The following is a 15,946-nucleotide window of genomic DNA, read 5'->3' on the forward strand; positions in this document are numbered from 1 at the left end:
GGAACCGCACACATGACAGCAAAAACGGCAGACTATATTTGGTTTAACGGTGAAATGGTTCCTTGGGCAGAGGCGAACGTTCACGTCTTAACCCACGCTATGCACTACGGTACTTCAGTGTTTGAAGGTGTACGTTGCTACGACACGCCAAAAGGTCCGGTCATCTTCCGTCACCCAGAGCACGCAAAGCGCCTAAAAGACTCAGCAAAAATCTACCGCTTCCCGATTCCTTACACTGAGGAAGAAATTATGGAAGCAACTCGCGAAACACTACGTCAAAACAAACTAGAGTCAGCGTATATCCGCCCTCTAGGCTTTGTTGGTAACGTGGGTTTGGGTGTATGTCCTCCAGAAAATACTGAGATGGACCTTATCATCGCCGCTTTCCCTTGGGGCTCTTACCTAGGTGAAGAAGCGCTAGAAAATGGCGTAGATGCGATGATCTCAAGCTGGAACCGTGCAGCTCCAAACACCATCCCAACGGCTGCGAAAGCGGGGGGTAACTACCTATCTTCACTACTGGTTGGTGGTGAAGCACGTCGTCATGGTTACGATGAAGGTATCGCTCTCAGTGTCGATGGTTATCTGTCTGAAGGTGCGGGTGAGAACATCTTTGTAGTGCGCAATGGCGTGCTATCCACACCACCAGCGACCAGTGCAATTCTGCCGGGCATCACGCGTGATTCAATCATGACGCTAGCAAAAGACATGGGTTATGAGATCCGTGAAGAGAACATTGCTCGTGAAGCGCTATACCTTGCCGACGAAGTCTTCATGACAGGTACCGCAGCGGAAATTGTTCCGGTTCGCAGCGTAGACAAAATTACAGTAGGTGAAGGCAAACGCGGTCCTATCACTGAAAAAGTTCAAGCGGCTTACTTTGGTCTCTTCAATGGTACCACTGAAGATAAGTGGGGCTGGCTAGACTATGTTTACCCAGAAAACCAAACTTCAGACAATCAGTAAGCAACAGCCAAATATTTTATAAGGATTTAAGCAATGCCAATCTATCGTTCAGCAACGACTACCCACGGACGCAACATGGCTGGTGCGCGCGCTTTATGGCGTGCAACTGGCGTTAAAGATGATGATTTCGGTAAGCCAATCATCGCAGTTGTAAACTCTTTCACTCAATTCGTACCAGGCCACGTTCACCTTAAAGATATGGGGCAATTGGTTGCGGGTGAAATCGAGAAAGCGGGCGGTATCGCTAAAGAATTCAACACTATCGCGGTTGATGATGGTATCGCAATGGGTCACGGCGGCATGCTGTACTCACTGCCATCACGTGAGCTTATCGCAGACTCAGTAGAGTACATGGTTAATGCTCACTGTGCGGACGCGATGGTATGTATCTCTAACTGTGACAAAATCACTCCGGGAATGATGATGGCAGCTATGCGCCTAAACATCCCAGTGATCTTTGTATCAGGCGGCCCAATGGAAGCAGGTAAAACCAAGCTTTCCGATCAAATCATCAAGCTAGACCTTGTTGATGCGATGATCCAAGGTGCCGATCCAACAATTTCAGATGAACAAAGTGAGCAAGTAGAGCGCTCTGCATGTCCAACATGTGGTTCATGTTCAGGCATGTTCACAGCTAACTCAATGAACTGTCTAACTGAAGCACTTGGTCTATCTCAGCCAGGTAACGGTTCTATGCTAGCAACCCACGCTGACCGTGAAGAGCTGTTCATCAATGCAGGTAAGCGTATCGTTGACCTGACTAAGCGTTACTACGAGCAAGACGACGAATCAGCACTGCCTCGCAATATCGCGAACCGCGCAGCCTTTGAAAATGCGATGGCTCTAGATATCGCAATGGGTGGTTCAAGTAATACCGTTCTTCACCTATTGGCAGCGGCTCAAGAGGGTGAAGTCGACTTTGATATGGGTGATATCGACGAGATGTCTCGCCGTGTTCCACACCTATGTAAAGTGGCTCCTTCAACACCGAAATATCACATGGAAGACGTTCACCGCGCAGGTGGTGTAATGGCGATCCTAGGTGAACTAGACCGCGCTGGCCTACTGAACAACCAAACTCGCACTGTGCTTGGCCTAAGCATGCAAGAGCAGCTAGCTCAATACGACATCATGCAGACAGAAGACGAAGCGGTACTTAAGTTCTTCCGCGCTGGCCCAGCAGGTATTCGTACTACCAAAGCCTTCTCACAAGATTGCCGTTGGGATCGCCTTGATGACGACCGTAAAGAAGGTTGTATCCGCACTAAAGAGAATGCATTCAGCCAAGAAGGTGGCCTAGCGGTACTTTCAGGCAACATTGCCGTTGACGGTTGTATCGTTAAGACAGCCGGTGTTGATGAAGAGAACCTGAAATTCCAAGGTCCTGCTATCGTATTTGAAAGCCAAGACACAGCCGTAGAAGGCATCTTAGGCGGTAAAGTAAAAGCGGGTGAAGTGGTTGTTATCCGTTACGAAGGCCCTAAAGGTGGTCCGGGCATGCAAGAGATGCTTTACCCAACGACTTACCTAAAATCGATGGGCTTAGGTAAGTCTTGTGCACTACTAACGGATGGTCGTTTCTCTGGTGGTACATCGGGTCTATCTATCGGTCACGCTTCTCCAGAAGCAGCAAGTGGCGGTACTATCGGCCTAGTTCAAGATGGCGACATCATCACTATCGATATCCCTAGCCGTTCGATCACACTTGATGTGCCTGAAGCTGAGCTAGAAGCACGTCGTGTTAAGCAAGATGCACTAGGCTGGAAACCAGCAAACCGTCAACGTGAAGTATCATTCGCACTAAAAGCTTACGCAAGCATGGCAACCAGTGCTGATAAAGGCGCGGTGCGTGATAAGTCGAAGCTTGAGGGCTAATCTATGAGTGATGACACGGTCAGTCCCCAAAAACAAACTGGCGCAGATTATCTGCGTCAGATCCTGAGAGCGCCAGTTTACGAAGCAGCAATCGTGACACCTCTACAAGAGATGCCCCGCTTAAGCGCTCGTATTGGTAATCAGGTTCAGCTGAAGCGCGAAGACCGTCAGCCGGTCCACTCGTTCAAGCTACGTGGTGCCTACAACATGGTATCAAGCCTTTCAGAGCAACAGAAAGCCGCAGGTGTGATTGCCGCATCGGCAGGTAACCATGCTCAAGGTATGGCGCTGTCCGGTTCTAAGCTTGGTATTCAAACCACGATTGTGATGCCAAAAACCACACCAGACATCAAGGTTGATGCGGTACGTGGCTTTGGTGGTAACGTGGTTCTGCACGGCAGCAACTTTGATGAAGCGAAGGCTGAAGCAGAACGCCTTTCTGCTGAACATGGCTACACCTTTGTGCCTCCTTTCGATCACCCATTGGTGATAGCAGGACAAGGCACCATGGGTATGGAGATGCTTCAGCAAAATGGTCATATGGACTACATCTTTGTGCCTGTCGGTGGTGGTGGTTTGGCTGCTGGTGTTGCAGTGCTGGTTAAGCAGCTGATGCCTGAGATTAAAGTCATCGCGGTTGAACCCGAAGATTCATCTTGCTTGAAAGCAGCGTTAGATGCTGGTGAGCCAGTAGTACTGGATCAAGTCAGCATGTTTGCCGATGGCGTTGCGGTTAAGCGTATTGGTGAAGAGACATTCCGTCTGTGTCAGCAGTACATCGATGGTCACATTGCCGTGTCTAGCGATGAGATCTGCTCTGCAGTGAAAGACATCTTCGAAGATACTCGTGCGATTGCCGAGCCTTCTGGTGCGCTTGCTCTGGCAGGATTGAAGAAGTTTGCCGAGCAAAACCAACTGCAAGGTAAGCAACTGGCAACGGTACTGTCTGGTGCCAACACCAACTTCCATGGTCTGCGCTATGTGTCTGAACGTTGTGAGCTGGGTGAGAAGCGCGAAGGTCTGCTTGCGGTTACTATTCCTGAGCGACAAGGTGCCTTCCTAGAGTTCTGTAATATCATTGGCGGCCGTGCTGTGACTGAGTTTAACTACCGTCATAACGACGACAGCCTAGCGAACATCTTCGTCGGTGTACGTCTCAATGGTGGACAAGAAGAACTCGATCACATCATCAACGACCTGCGTGAAGGTGGCTATCCAGTCGTCGATCTGTCTGATGATGAGATGGCAAAACTGCACATTCGTTACATGATTGGTGGCAAACCATCAAAACCATTGAAAGAGCGCTTGTACAGCTTTGAGTTTCCAGAATATCCAGGTGCATTGATTAAGTTCCTTGATACCTTAGGTACCCATTGGAATATCAGCCTGTTCAACTACCGTAACCACGGCGCTGATTACGGCCGTGTATTGTGTGGATTCGAACTGGATGATGATGATTTGGCTCAGTTCTCTACTCACCTCAGAGAGCTTGGTTACCAGTGTAAAGATGAAACTGATAACCCTTCTTACAAGTTTTTCTTGTCATAAGAGAGATCTACCGAAACAAAAGAGCGAGTTTTCACTCGCTCTTTTTGATCTTACCAACAAAGATCTTTCAACTAGATCGCTTTGCGATGATCCAACCAATCACGGTGAAGTTGTTCACTGGATCCTAAATAATTGACCATCCACTCGATCAACTTATGGTTATCGTCTTTTCGCCACACCAAACAGCACTGGCTCAACGGGCTAGGCTCTGGCAAGATTTTCTCCACCAGCAAACCTTGTTCGATAATCGGCGCGGCAATATGCCTCGGCATGTACCCCACGCCAACACCGTTCTTCAGGCATTCAATAGCGCTATACCAGTTAGGTAACAGCAAACGCCTTTGATTGGCGTAGTGTCCAGTATGACGCTTAGGCAGCACGCTTGAGGTATCATCCAAGCAGATAGCTGGATATTGGCTCACGAACTCTTCATTAAGGTTCTGTTCGCGCACACACGGGTGGCTTGGCGACATCACAAACGCCCAATCTAATTGCCCCATGTCTTTGACTTCAAAATCGCCACCCACTGGCACCGCAGAGGTCGCGCCAATCACGATATCCGCTCTACCTTGTGCTATTGCCTCCCAAGAGCCGTTAAACACTTCCATGTTGATCTGTAGCTCAGCAAACTCAAAAGTTTGATAAAACTCTTCAATCATCGGCTTCATCTTGTCGAGCTTCACCACATTGTCGAGCGTGAGGCGCAAAGTTTTCTTCCAGCCACGAGCTGCTCGACGAGTCTGAGCACTGACCTCTTCCATCTGCCTCAGCAGTGCACGCGCCTCTTCAATGAACAGTTCACCTGCCGGAGTGAGCTCGACCTTTCTCGGTAAGCGCCTGAAAAGTAGCACATCCAGTTCTTGCTCGACCTGCCTAACACCATAACTGATCGCCGAGGGTACTTTGTGCAACTGCTCAGCCGCCGCGGTAAAACTGCCTAAGCGCGCCACAGTATCGAGCATTTCTAAAGAGGATTTAGAGAACATAAGCCTTCAAATTTTTTGATTGATAACCACATATTTTAGCGTTTTATTTTATCAGATCCGAAAAATAGAATGTCAGCATAAATAAACAGGGACTTTTACCTCTGTATATCAAACAATTTTTTTGATGATAAAAACATCACTACTTTTAGCGTAACGGCATCTTATGAATATTTCTAAATTTCAATTGGTTTACCTTGCAGTACTTTCAATGCTAGGTTTTATCGCGACCGATATGTACCTTCCTGCATTTAAGGCGATGGAGATCGATTTCGCAACCGGTCCTGAACAGATAGCACTATCTCTTACTGTGTTCCTTGGCGGTATGGCTATGGGTCAACTTCTATGGGGATTAGCGAGTGATAAATACGGTCACCGCAATACGCTAGCGGTTGGTCTTTTTATTTTCACTGCCGCTTCGTTCGGTTTGGCATTCAGTACTGAGGTATGGCACCTACTGACGCTGCGCTTCATTCAAGCGATTGGCGTATGTGCACCAGCGGTAATCTGGCAAGCGATGGTTATTAAGCGTTACTCAGAGAGCAGCAGCCAACAAATTTTTGCAACCATCATGCCTTTGGTGGCACTGTCTCCAGCTCTGGCACCTCAACTTGGTGTACTACTGGCAGATAACTTTGGCTGGCACAGCATCTTCGTGACGTTAACACTGATGGGTGCGCTGCTAGTGGCAACCACTATGGCTCAACCAAAAGAAGCGCCAGAAGTAAAACAAACATCAGTTAAGACTGATATCAAGATGCTGCTGAAATCGAAGCCTTACGTGGGCAACGTATTGATGTTTGCATCGGCTTCTGCAGCGTTCTTCGCTTACCTAACGGGTATGCCTGAGATCATGGCTCAATTAGGCTACGAAGCAAAAGACATCGGTCTGAGTTTCATCCCACAGACGATCGCATTCATGGCGGGTGGTTACTTCGGTAAGCAAGCCGTGAAGAAGTATGGTGATGGTGTGGTACTAAGAAATCTGATTGGTTTGTTCAGCGTTGCTGCAATGCTTATCTTTATCGCATCGCAGTGGGAACTGACATCAATCTGGCCTCTACTTGCACCCTTCTGTCTGATTGCAATCGCGAATGGCGCGCTTTACCCAATCGTAGTAAACCGTGCTCTATCAAGTGCGAAACAAAGCCCAGCAACAGCGGCTGGTCTACAGAATAGCTTGCAAATCAGCATCAGCGGCCTATCAAGCGCATTGGTAGCAGCAATGGCAAGCCAAGCACTAAGTGCAACAGGCATCGCAGTTGTGATTTGTTTGGGCGCCCTATGGGTTGGCTACATTGTGTCGAACAAAGAGCTTTCTGAACACTTTGCAGCACCAGATAACTCTCGTGTTGTTGCAGAAGAGAAGCAAGACTAGTTTCTAACTTCGTAAAAACAAAAAAGAGCGAGGTTACTCGCTCTTTTTATATCTGAATGTTGTACTCACTAGAGTTACTGCGAAACCGCTTCTCCATCAACCACTTCTAACGCAGGTGCCTTTTGGCGGCTGTATTCCTCATAGTTAACCACTCGACTGCGTCCCATGTCTTTTGCCATGTACAACGCGTTGTCCGCCATCTTCACTAGAGATTCGGTATCTGAGGCTGGCTTAGGACACGTAGCAACACCGATCGATACACCTAACTGACCTAAAGAAAGCCCTTTGTGTTCTAAGTGCATAGAACGAACTGCATCACACAAGGTTTGTCCGAACTCGGTCGCTTGCTGCATGGTGTAATGTGGAAGCAGCACCGCCAACTCTTCACCACCTAAGCGACAAGCGATCTCATCTTCACTGACACTCTGTTTGAGTAGCGCACTGATCTCTTTTAGTACGAAGTCTCCTGCATCATAGCCAAAGTTGTCATTGAAGCGTTTAAAGTGATCCAAATCGAGCATTAACAAAGACAGTGGCTGTTCGCTGGTGGCCGAATTCATCGAGTGCTCTTCTAGCTTCTGCTCGAAGAAGCGGCGGTTGAATAGCCCTGTCAGTGGATCGCTCAAGGCTTGTGAGCGAAGCTTCTCTTGCAGGCTCAAGTTAGCCAGCGCCAAACCTAGATGTTCTGACACACTGAAAGCCAATTGCTCGGTGATTGAGTCAATCTCGATATGACCTTGACCGAAATAAAGGTGCATGATGCCAATGGTGTTGCCATGCGCAGTCAATGGGATACAAAGAGTCTGATTGTTTTCCATCTCATGCATGTGACCACAAGTTAACGAGTGGAAGTCATCATTTGATTGATGCGCTCGCCCCTTGCGCAGTGACCAACACTCTTCCGGTGCAAAGCTTGCACTTCCTGGCCAAGCATCCCCCCAATCTAGCTGAGTGATGAGCTGGTTACGCGAAGCACGCATCAATGAAACACTGCCGTTCATCTTACCAAGAACTCGCGGCAAGATATCTGAGACGATCTGCTGAGCTTCCACCATGTTGTTACATGCCGCAAGCATATTGGCCAGACGGTGCATCAGCTCAATCTCATGGGTTCTTTGGCGAATGCGCTCATCTTGCTTCTTCTGCTCTTCTTCGACCTTGTGCACTATCTGACGGTTACTCACATACGAAGTGCCAATCAAAAAGCTCAAGCTCAATACGACCATCCCGATCAGAATACCCATTAGCTGGAAATTCATCTGCTTAAGTTGATGCATTGGTGAAGAAATCACGATAACGAAACTGCTGCCATTCATCGACTCTTTGTGCGAGTAATAGATACGATCGACAGAGGTGACGGTACTAAAGCGCACATCGCTGCCAAGGCCGGTTTTCAAAGCTTGCTGAAACTCGGGACGATTGCTGTGGTTCTCAACGCTAGCAAGTGCATGATCGGAAAGGTCTGTATCACCAATCACCACTCCGTCAGTGTTAATGACCTGAATCCTCAACCGAGTACTGGCTTGCGTAAGGTTGCCAATGTAGTCGTCCACATCCACTCCGGGAGTAAACAAACTGCTATCTTCACGGATTGCGTAGACAACATCAGACATCAATGAGACGAGATGGTTACGTTCGTTCTCTACCACTAACTTTTCCAAGGTGATGTAAAAGCCGTATAAGCCCACCAGCATTGAAAAAGATAAAATAACGATCGGCAAGGTTTGCCACTTTTTATCAACAAGTCTCATTTTGCACACACTTTAAATTTACAGAATGATAGCCTGAATATTAGCAATCTGCCTACAAAATACAATTAGGAAATAGATTATTTTTTTATCAGTAAATGATGACAAAAAAGCCAGCAACGTTAGTTGCTGGCTTTCACAAGAATCAAACTTTAAGTGTTAGAAGATTACTTTTTCTTTGGGCGCTGCCAATCCGCAATCTTGCGCTCTTTAGCACGGCTGATAACCAGTTCATTTTCAGAAACATCACGCGTTACCGTTGAACCCGCGCCTACTGTCGCGCCATTGCCGATAGTAACAGGGGCGATTAATTGGCTATCAGAACCAACGAATACGTCATCGCCGATGATGGTCTTAAACTTGTTCGCACCATCGTAGTTACAAGTAATAGCACCAGCACCAACGTTAACACGCTGGCCAATCTCAGCATCACCTAAGTAAGTAAGGTGGTTCGCTTTAGAGCCTTCACCAAGACGAGTGTTCTTCACTTCCACAAAGTTACCAACGTGCGAATCATTACGCATGTCAGCACCTGGACGTAGGCGAGTAAATGGACCAACGGTACAGTCTTCACCAACAGTTGCACCTTCAATTACGCTGTATGGGCGAATAACCGTGTTGTCATCAATTTCACAGTCTTTTAAAACACATCCAGTGCCGATAACCACGTTATCACCAATACTTACGCTGCCTTCAATAATAACGTTGGTATCGATCTCAACGTCCATACCACACTGCAGTTCGCCACGTAGATCAAAACGGCTAGGGTCGCGTAACATAACGCCCTGTTTCAATAGTTTGTCAGCTTGCTCTGCTTGGTAAGCACGTTCTAGACGAGCCAGTTGAGAGCGATCGTTCACGCCTTCAACTTCAATTGGGCTAACTGGATGTACCGCTTCTACCGCACGACCTTCATCGTGAGCCGCAGCAATAACGTCAGTCAGGTAGTATTCACCTTGCGCGTTGTCATTGCTTAAACCAGACAACCAGCGCTTGAGATCACCACCCGTCGCAACCATAACGCCAGTGTTGATCTCTTTGATAAGCTTCTGCTCATCCGTTGCATCTTTTTGTTCAACGATAGCCACTACTGGACCATTGCGACGAATGATACGGCCGTAACCCATTGGGTTATCCAGCACAACCGTAAGTAGTGCAATACCACCGTTTGGCTGAGCATCTAATAGGTTTTCAATAGTTTCAGGCGAGATAAGAGGAACATCACCGTAAAGCACCAGTACTTTCTCATCATCAGCAAAGTGCGCTGATGCCTGATCAACCGCGTGACCTGTACCTAACTGCTCTGCTTGCAGTGCCCAATTTACCGATTCCTCAGCCAAAGTAGCCTTCATCTGATCACCACCATGGCCGTAAACCAAGTGGATATTTTGAGCGCCTAGACCATTACAGGTATCGATCACATGCTTCACCATTGGTTTGCCTGCAAGAGTATGCAGAACCTTTGGTGTGTTTGAGTACATGCGAGTACCTTTGCCCGCTGCAAGAATTACCGCGCTAAACTTCATTGTAAACCTATCCGACGTAATTTTTATTAAGCTGATATTGTAACCGTTTTGAGGCAAAAACTTAAATCGTAATAACCATTTAATCGGTAGCGATACGTAAAGTGAGCACTCATGAGAATGCAAAAAAACAAAAAGGCGACCCTTAGGTCGCCTTTAGCTCAGAACCAATAATCTTATAAAAGATTAGCGGCGCTGTTTTGTCAGTTCGATAACTCGTAACTGAGCAATGGCTTTAGCCAGTTCACCGGCCGCTTGTGCGAAGTCTATGTCGCCATGCTGATTTTGGATATTCTCCACAGCCTTGCGCTTAGCTTCTTCCGCCTTTGCTGCGTCTAGTTCTTCACCACGGATAGCTGTATCAGCCAGTACAGTCGCTGTACCAGGCTGAACTTCTACCATACCACCAGAAACATAAATGATTTCTTCGTGGCCGTGCTGCTTAACAATACGCACCATACCAGGCTTGATAGCGGTCAGCAGTGGAGTATGACCATGGAAAATACCAAGCTCACCCTCACTACCGGTCACCTGAAACGTCTCAACAAGACCAGAGAAAAGCTTTTTCTCTGCACTTACTACGTCTAGGTGAAAGGTTATTGCTGCCATATCGCCTCCTAGTTAGCCTTATAGCTTCTTAGCATTCTCAATAGCTTCGTCGATAGTACCGCAGTACATGAACGCTTGCTCTGGAATGTCATCGTATTCACCAGATAGTAGACCTTGGAAGCCACGTAGAGTCTCTTTTAGAGGTACGTAAACACCTGGGTCACCAGTAAATACTTCCGCTACGTGGTAAGGCTGAGTAAGGAACTTCTCAATCTTACGAGCACGAGATACTACTTGCTTATCTTCTTCAGATAGCTCGTCCATACCTAGGATAGCAATGATATCTTTCAGCTCTTTATAGCGCTGAAGTGTAGACTGAACGCCACGAGCGATGTCGTAGTGCTCTTGTCCAACTACCAATGGATCCAGTTGGCGAGATGTAGAATCTAGCGGGTCGATCGCTGGGTATAGACCCATAGCTGCGATGTTACGGTTAAGTACAACCGTTGCATCCAAGTGCGCGAACGTTGTTGCTGGAGACGGGTCAGTCAAGTCATCCGCAGGTACGTATACCGCCTGTACAGACGTGATAGAACCTTGCTTAGTTGACGTGATACGCTCTTGTAGAACACCCATTTCTTCTGCAAGAGTAGGTTGGTAACCTACCGCAGAAGGCATACGGCCTAGAAGTGCTGATACCTCAGTACCTGCAAGCGTGTAACGGTAGATGTTATCTACGAATAGTAGAACGTCACGACCTTCGTCACGGAAACGCTCAGCCATTGTTAGACCAGTCAGTGCAACACGTAGACGGTTACCTGGTGGCTCGTTCATCTGACCGTAAACCATCGCTACTTTAGATTCTTCAGGGTTTTCAACGTTTACAACGCCTGCTTCCTGCATTTCAAAGTAGAAATCGTTACCTTCACGAGTACGCTCACCTACACCTGCAAATACAGATAGGCCAGAGTGTTGAAGTGCGATGTTGTTGATAAGTTCCATCATGTTAACGGTCTTACCTACACCTGCACCACCGAATAGACCGATTTTACCACCCTTAGCGAATGGACAAACCAAGTCGATTACCTTAACACCCGTCTCTAGAAGAGCTGTCTCGTTAGACTGTTCTTCGTAGCTTGGAGCTTCACGGTGAATTGCGTAGTGCTCTTCTGCACCGATTTCACCACACTCATCAATCGCGTCACCTAGAACGTTCATGATACGACCTAAGGTCTTAGTACCTACTGGTACTGAGATTGGAGCGCCAGTATTTTCAACTGTCAAACCACGACGTAAACCATCAGAGCTACCCATTACGATTGCGCGAACTACGCCACCGCCAAGTTGTTGCTGAACTTCAAGAACTAGACGCTCTTTCACTTCATTAACATTCAGAGCATCGTATACACGAGGTACTTCGCCCTGTGGGAACTCTACGTCGACTACCGCACCGATGATCTGTACGATCTTACCTGTAGCCATCGTTAATCCTCTAACTATTTAGTTTTACCTAAGCTTAAAACGAATAAGCGATTAAACCGCTGCTGCGCCTGAAACGATTTCAGAAAGTTCTTGTGTAATAGCCGCTTGACGCGCCTTGTTGTACACAAGCTCTAAATCATCGATTAGGTCGCTAGCGTTGTCGGTTGCAGCTTTCATTGCAATCATTCGAGCCGCTTGCTCACAAGCAAGGTTCTCTACCACACCTTGGTACACTTGAGATTCGACGTAACGAACCAATAGTGCATCTAGTAGTGGTTTTGGCTCAGGCTCATAAATGTAGTCCCAAGCATGATCGCGCTGCATATCTTCGCTATCTGATTTAGGCAAAGGAAGTAATTGATCGATCGTTGGTTCTTGTACCATAGTGTTTTCAAACTTGTTGAACACTACGAACAGGCGATCCAATTCACCTTCATCATATTTCTTTAGCATTACGCTTACAGAGCCGATTAAGTCTTCAAGGCTAGGACTATCGCCTAGGCCAGAAACTTGAGCTGCTACTTTCGCGCCGCTGTTGTTGAAAAATGCTGTTGCTTTTGAACCGATAATTGCCAGTTCAACGTCAGCACCTTTCTCAGACCAATCTTTCATGTCGTTCATGGCTTTCTTGAACAAGTTAATGTTCAAACCACCACAAAGACCACGGTCTGTAGAAACGATGATGTAACCAACACGTTTGGCTTCACGTTCCTCAAGATAAGGATGCTTATACTCAAGGCTACCGTTAGCCAAATGACCGATCACTTTACGCATTGTTTCTGCATATGGACGAGTAGCTTCCATTGCGTCTTGAGAACGACGCATTTTTGAAGCTGCTACCATTTCCATTGCTTTCGTAATCTTCTGTGTGCTTTTAACACTACCGATTTTATTACGTATCTCTTTTGCGCCGGCCATCGTTACTCTCCGTTAATGGTATGAGGTGACCCGAAGGCCACCCACCAATTACCAGGTCTGGGTTGCTTTGAAATCGTCGACAAGCTTCTTCAGCTCAGCTTCGATATCATTGTTGTAAGCACCCGTTGTGTCGATCTGTGTAGCTAGATCGCCATATTGACCGCGAGCAAACGATAGTAAAGCAGCTTCAAAGTCTAGAAGCTTAGCAAGCTCTACGTCTTGAAGGTAACCACGCTCTGCAGCGAAGATTACAAGTGCTTGGTCAAATACAGACATAGGAGCGTATTGCTTCTGCTTCATTAGCTCTGTAACTTTTTGACCATGGTCTAGCTGCTTCTTAGTCGCTTCATCAAGGTCAGACGAGAACTGTGCGAATGCCGCAAGTTCACGGTACTGTGCTAGAGCTGTACGGATACCGCCAGATAGCTTCTTGATGATTTTAGTCTGCGCTGAACCACCTACACGAGATACTGAGATACCTGGGTCAACAGCTGGACGTACGCCCGCGTTGAATAGCTCAGTTTGTAGGAAGATCTGACCATCGGTAATCGAGATTACGTTCGTCGGTACGAATGCAGATACGTCACCAGCTTGCGTTTCGATGATAGGAAGAGCAGTTAAAGAACCAGTCTTGCCTTTCACTTCACCGTTAGTGAATGTTTCTACGTAGTGTTCGCTTACACGAGCAGCACGCTCTAGTAGACGAGAGTGAAGGTAGAAAACATCACCTGGGAACGCTTCACGACCTGGTGGACGCTTAAGTAGTAGCGAGATCTGACGGTAAGCTACAGCTTGCTTAGATAGATCATCATAAACAATCAATGCATCTTCACCGCGATCACGGAAGTATTCACCCATCGCACAACCTGCGTATGGCGCTAGGTATTGTAGCGCTGCAGATTCAGAAGCTGATGCAACAACAACGATAGTGTTAGCTAGCGCGCCGTGCTCTTCTAGTTTGCGAACTACGTTAGCGATAGTCGATGCTTTCTGACCGATTGCTACGTAGATAGAGAAAATACCTGAATCTTTTTGGTTAATAATCGCATCGATCGCCATCGCTGTTTTACCAGTTTGACGGTCACCGATTACTAGCTCACGTTGACCACGACCGATTGGGATCATTGAATCAACAGACTTGTAACCAGTTTGTACAGGTTGATCTACCGATTTACGGTCGATTACACCTGGTGCAATTACTTCTACAGGCGAAGTCAGTTTCGCTTCGATAGGACCTTTGCCATCAATTGGCTCACCTAGTGTGTTTACAACACGACCAAGTAGTTCTGGACCTACTGGCACTTCAAGAATGCGGCCAGTACCTGTAACTTTCATGCCTTCCTGTAGGTCAGCATATGGGCCCATTACAACAGCACCAACCGAATCACGGTTCAAGTTAAGTGCTAGCGCGTAACGGCCACCCGGTAGTTCAATCATTTCACCTTGCATCACGTCCGCTAGGCCGTGAATGCTAAGGATGCCATCGCTTACCGAAACGATAGTACCTTCATTGCGAGCTTCACTAACAACGTCGAAAGATTCAATACGTTGTTTAATTAGATCGCTAATTTCAGTGGAATTAAGTTGCATGCTCCAATCCCCATTAAGACTGCAATGCATCGCTCAGGCGGTCTAGTCGACCACGCGCTGAGTTATCGATGACTAGGTCTCCGGCTCGAATAATAACTCCGCTAAGCAGAGTCTCATCTATACTGCAATTCAGCTGTACTTTGCGCGCTAGGCGCTGTTCCAATTTGCTGCTGATATCTGCGCGTTGTTCTTCTGAAAGTTCAACTGCTGAAGTTACTTCAACGTCGATCTCTTTCTCGTGCTCTTGTTTGAGCAATAAGAACTCTTTGCAAACATCAGGAAAAGCCATTAAGCGGCCATTCTCTGCCATCACTTTAATCAAGTTCTGGCCGAATTCATCAAATTGTTCGCCACAAACTGCAATGAATACTTCCGCTAATTTTTCAGCAGTTAGAGAACTGCTTAGTAGATTGTGGATATCATTGTTTTGTGCCACTTCGGCAGCAAAAGAGAGCATTTGACTCCATTGGTCAAGCTCACCTTTCTCTACCGCAAAGTCAAAAGCTGCTTTAGCATAGGGGCGTGCGATTGTTGTCAAATCAGACATATACAGCCCCTTGCTTTAAAGTTTTGCAGTAATGTTGTCAAGAAGGTCTTTGTGTACGTCTTTATCGATCGTACGCTCAAGGATCTTCTCAGCACCAGCTATAGCCAGAGTTGCGACTTGTTTGCGCAGGTCATCACGGGCACGTGTGCGCTCAGCTTCAAGTTCTGCTTCCGCTTGCGCTAAGATTTTCTGGCGTTCTGCCTGAGCTTCTTCGCGAGCTTCATCAATAATTTGAGCTTTACGTTTGTTTGCCTGTTCAATAACCTCAGTTGCAGTGCGCTTTGCTTCTTTCATTTGCTCAGAAGCGTTGGCTTGTGCCAGGTTCAAGTCTTTAGCAGCGCGCTCAGCGGCTACTAGACCGTCAGCAATTTTCTTCTGACGCTCTTCAATTGCTTGCATGATTGGTGGCCATACATATTTCATGCAGAACCAAACAAACAGTGAAAAAGCAATTGCTTGACCTAGCAGAGTTGCGTTCATATTCACAACAGCTACCCCTCGTTAAGAATCAACTACAAAAATTTAATTAACTATTGAAGAGTTAATTAGCCTGCTAGTTGACCAACAAATGGGTTAGCAAACGTGAATAGTAGTGCGATTACGATACCGATCATTGGAACAGCATCCAGTAGACCAGCGATGATGAACATCTTAACTTGTAGCATAGGAGCCATTTCAGGTTGACGCGCAGCGCCTTCTAGGAATTTACCACCAAGAATAGCAAAACCAATTGCAGTACCTACGGCACAAAGACCAACAATAATAGCAACAGCGATTGCTGAAAAACTTAGTACAGTTTCCATTTACGTTCTCCGATTAACATTAATAGTTAGAATAAA

At 46.9% G+C, this 15,946-nt stretch carries 14 protein-coding genes; 4 read left to right on the forward strand and 10 right to left on the reverse strand.

The features are described from left to right. Positions 1-12: 12 nt before the first annotated feature. From OCV52_RS15680 to ilvA, 3 genes are read left to right on the forward strand one after another with little or no spacing between them, the layout of a single operon-like run. A complete protein-coding gene (locus OCV52_RS15680) occupies positions 13-966 on the forward strand; it encodes a branched-chain amino acid transaminase (protein WP_137407562.1) in 954 nt (317 codons plus the stop codon). Between the two features lie 33 nt (positions 967-999). Then, positions 1,000-2,841: a dihydroxy-acid dehydratase gene (gene ilvD / locus OCV52_RS15685; protein ID WP_137407563.1), complete on the forward strand. Its 1,842-nt coding sequence runs from the start codon at positions 1,000-1,002 to the stop codon at positions 2,839-2,841. A 3-nt stretch (positions 2,842-2,844) separates the two neighbouring features. Further along, entirely contained in the window at positions 2,845-4,389 is a 1,545-nt protein-coding gene (gene ilvA / locus OCV52_RS15690; protein WP_102426595.1) for a threonine ammonia-lyase, biosynthetic, read from the forward strand. Between the two features lie 71 nt (positions 4,390-4,460). Here ilvA and punR read toward each other — a convergent pair whose 3' ends face one another. Beyond that, the gene (gene punR / locus OCV52_RS15695; RefSeq protein WP_061033956.1) at positions 4,461-5,375 is read right to left on the reverse strand and encodes a DNA-binding transcriptional activator PunR; all 915 of its coding nucleotides are present in this window, start codon (positions 5,373-5,375) and stop codon (positions 4,461-4,463) included. A 163-nt stretch (positions 5,376-5,538) separates the two neighbouring features. Between punR and punC the strand changes: the two genes are divergently transcribed. Then, entirely contained in the window at positions 5,539-6,750 is a 1,212-nt protein-coding gene (gene punC / locus OCV52_RS15700; protein ID WP_137407564.1) for a purine nucleoside transporter PunC, read from the forward strand. Positions 6,751-6,824: 74 nt separating this feature from the next. On the opposite strand, the gene OCV52_RS15705 is transcribed toward punC, so the two are convergent. The 9 genes from OCV52_RS15705 to atpE form a co-directional block, all read right to left on the reverse strand. Continuing rightward, complete coding sequence (locus OCV52_RS15705; RefSeq protein WP_137407584.1) at positions 6,825-8,444, reverse strand: sensor domain-containing diguanylate cyclase; 1,620 nt, start codon at positions 8,442-8,444, stop codon at positions 6,825-6,827. Between the two features lie 221 nt (positions 8,445-8,665). Further along, positions 8,666-10,024 carry a bifunctional UDP-N-acetylglucosamine diphosphorylase/glucosamine-1-phosphate N-acetyltransferase GlmU gene (glmU, locus tag OCV52_RS15710; RefSeq protein ID WP_008221377.1) on the reverse strand — a complete coding sequence of 453 codons (1,359 nt, stop codon included), beginning with the start codon at positions 10,022-10,024 and terminating at the stop codon, positions 8,666-8,668. A 183-nt stretch (positions 10,025-10,207) separates the two neighbouring features. After that, positions 10,208-10,630, reverse strand: coding sequence for a F0F1 ATP synthase subunit epsilon (locus OCV52_RS15715; protein ID WP_004739296.1), 423 nt, complete (start codon positions 10,628-10,630; stop codon positions 10,208-10,210). Positions 10,631-10,648: 18 nt separating this feature from the next. After that, complete coding sequence (atpD, locus tag OCV52_RS15720) at positions 10,649-12,052, reverse strand: F0F1 ATP synthase subunit beta (protein ID WP_008221380.1); 1,404 nt, start codon at positions 12,050-12,052, stop codon at positions 10,649-10,651. Positions 12,053-12,103: 51 nt separating this feature from the next. Next, positions 12,104-12,970 carry a F0F1 ATP synthase subunit gamma gene (gene atpG, locus OCV52_RS15725; RefSeq protein ID WP_008221382.1) on the reverse strand — a complete coding sequence of 289 codons (867 nt, stop codon included), beginning with the start codon at positions 12,968-12,970 and terminating at the stop codon, positions 12,104-12,106. Between the two features lie 48 nt (positions 12,971-13,018). Continuing rightward, on the reverse strand, positions 13,019-14,560 hold the full coding sequence (gene atpA / locus OCV52_RS15730; protein WP_008221384.1) for a F0F1 ATP synthase subunit alpha: 1,542 nt from the start codon (positions 14,558-14,560) through the stop codon (positions 13,019-13,021). A gap of 13 nt (positions 14,561-14,573) precedes the next feature. Continuing rightward, entirely contained in the window at positions 14,574-15,107 is a 534-nt protein-coding gene (gene atpH, locus OCV52_RS15735; protein WP_004739291.1) for a F0F1 ATP synthase subunit delta, read from the reverse strand. 15 nt (positions 15,108-15,122) lie between these two features. Next, entirely contained in the window at positions 15,123-15,593 is a 471-nt protein-coding gene (atpF, locus tag OCV52_RS15740) for a F0F1 ATP synthase subunit B (protein WP_032498590.1), read from the reverse strand. A gap of 59 nt (positions 15,594-15,652) precedes the next feature. Continuing rightward, complete coding sequence (atpE, locus tag OCV52_RS15745; RefSeq protein ID WP_004411110.1) at positions 15,653-15,910, reverse strand: F0F1 ATP synthase subunit C; 258 nt, start codon at positions 15,908-15,910, stop codon at positions 15,653-15,655. Positions 15,911-15,946: the final 36 nt, after the last annotated feature.

Source organism: Vibrio chagasii, assembly GCF_024347355.1.
Classification (GTDB): Bacteria; Pseudomonadota; Gammaproteobacteria; order Enterobacterales; family Vibrionaceae; genus Vibrio; species Vibrio chagasii.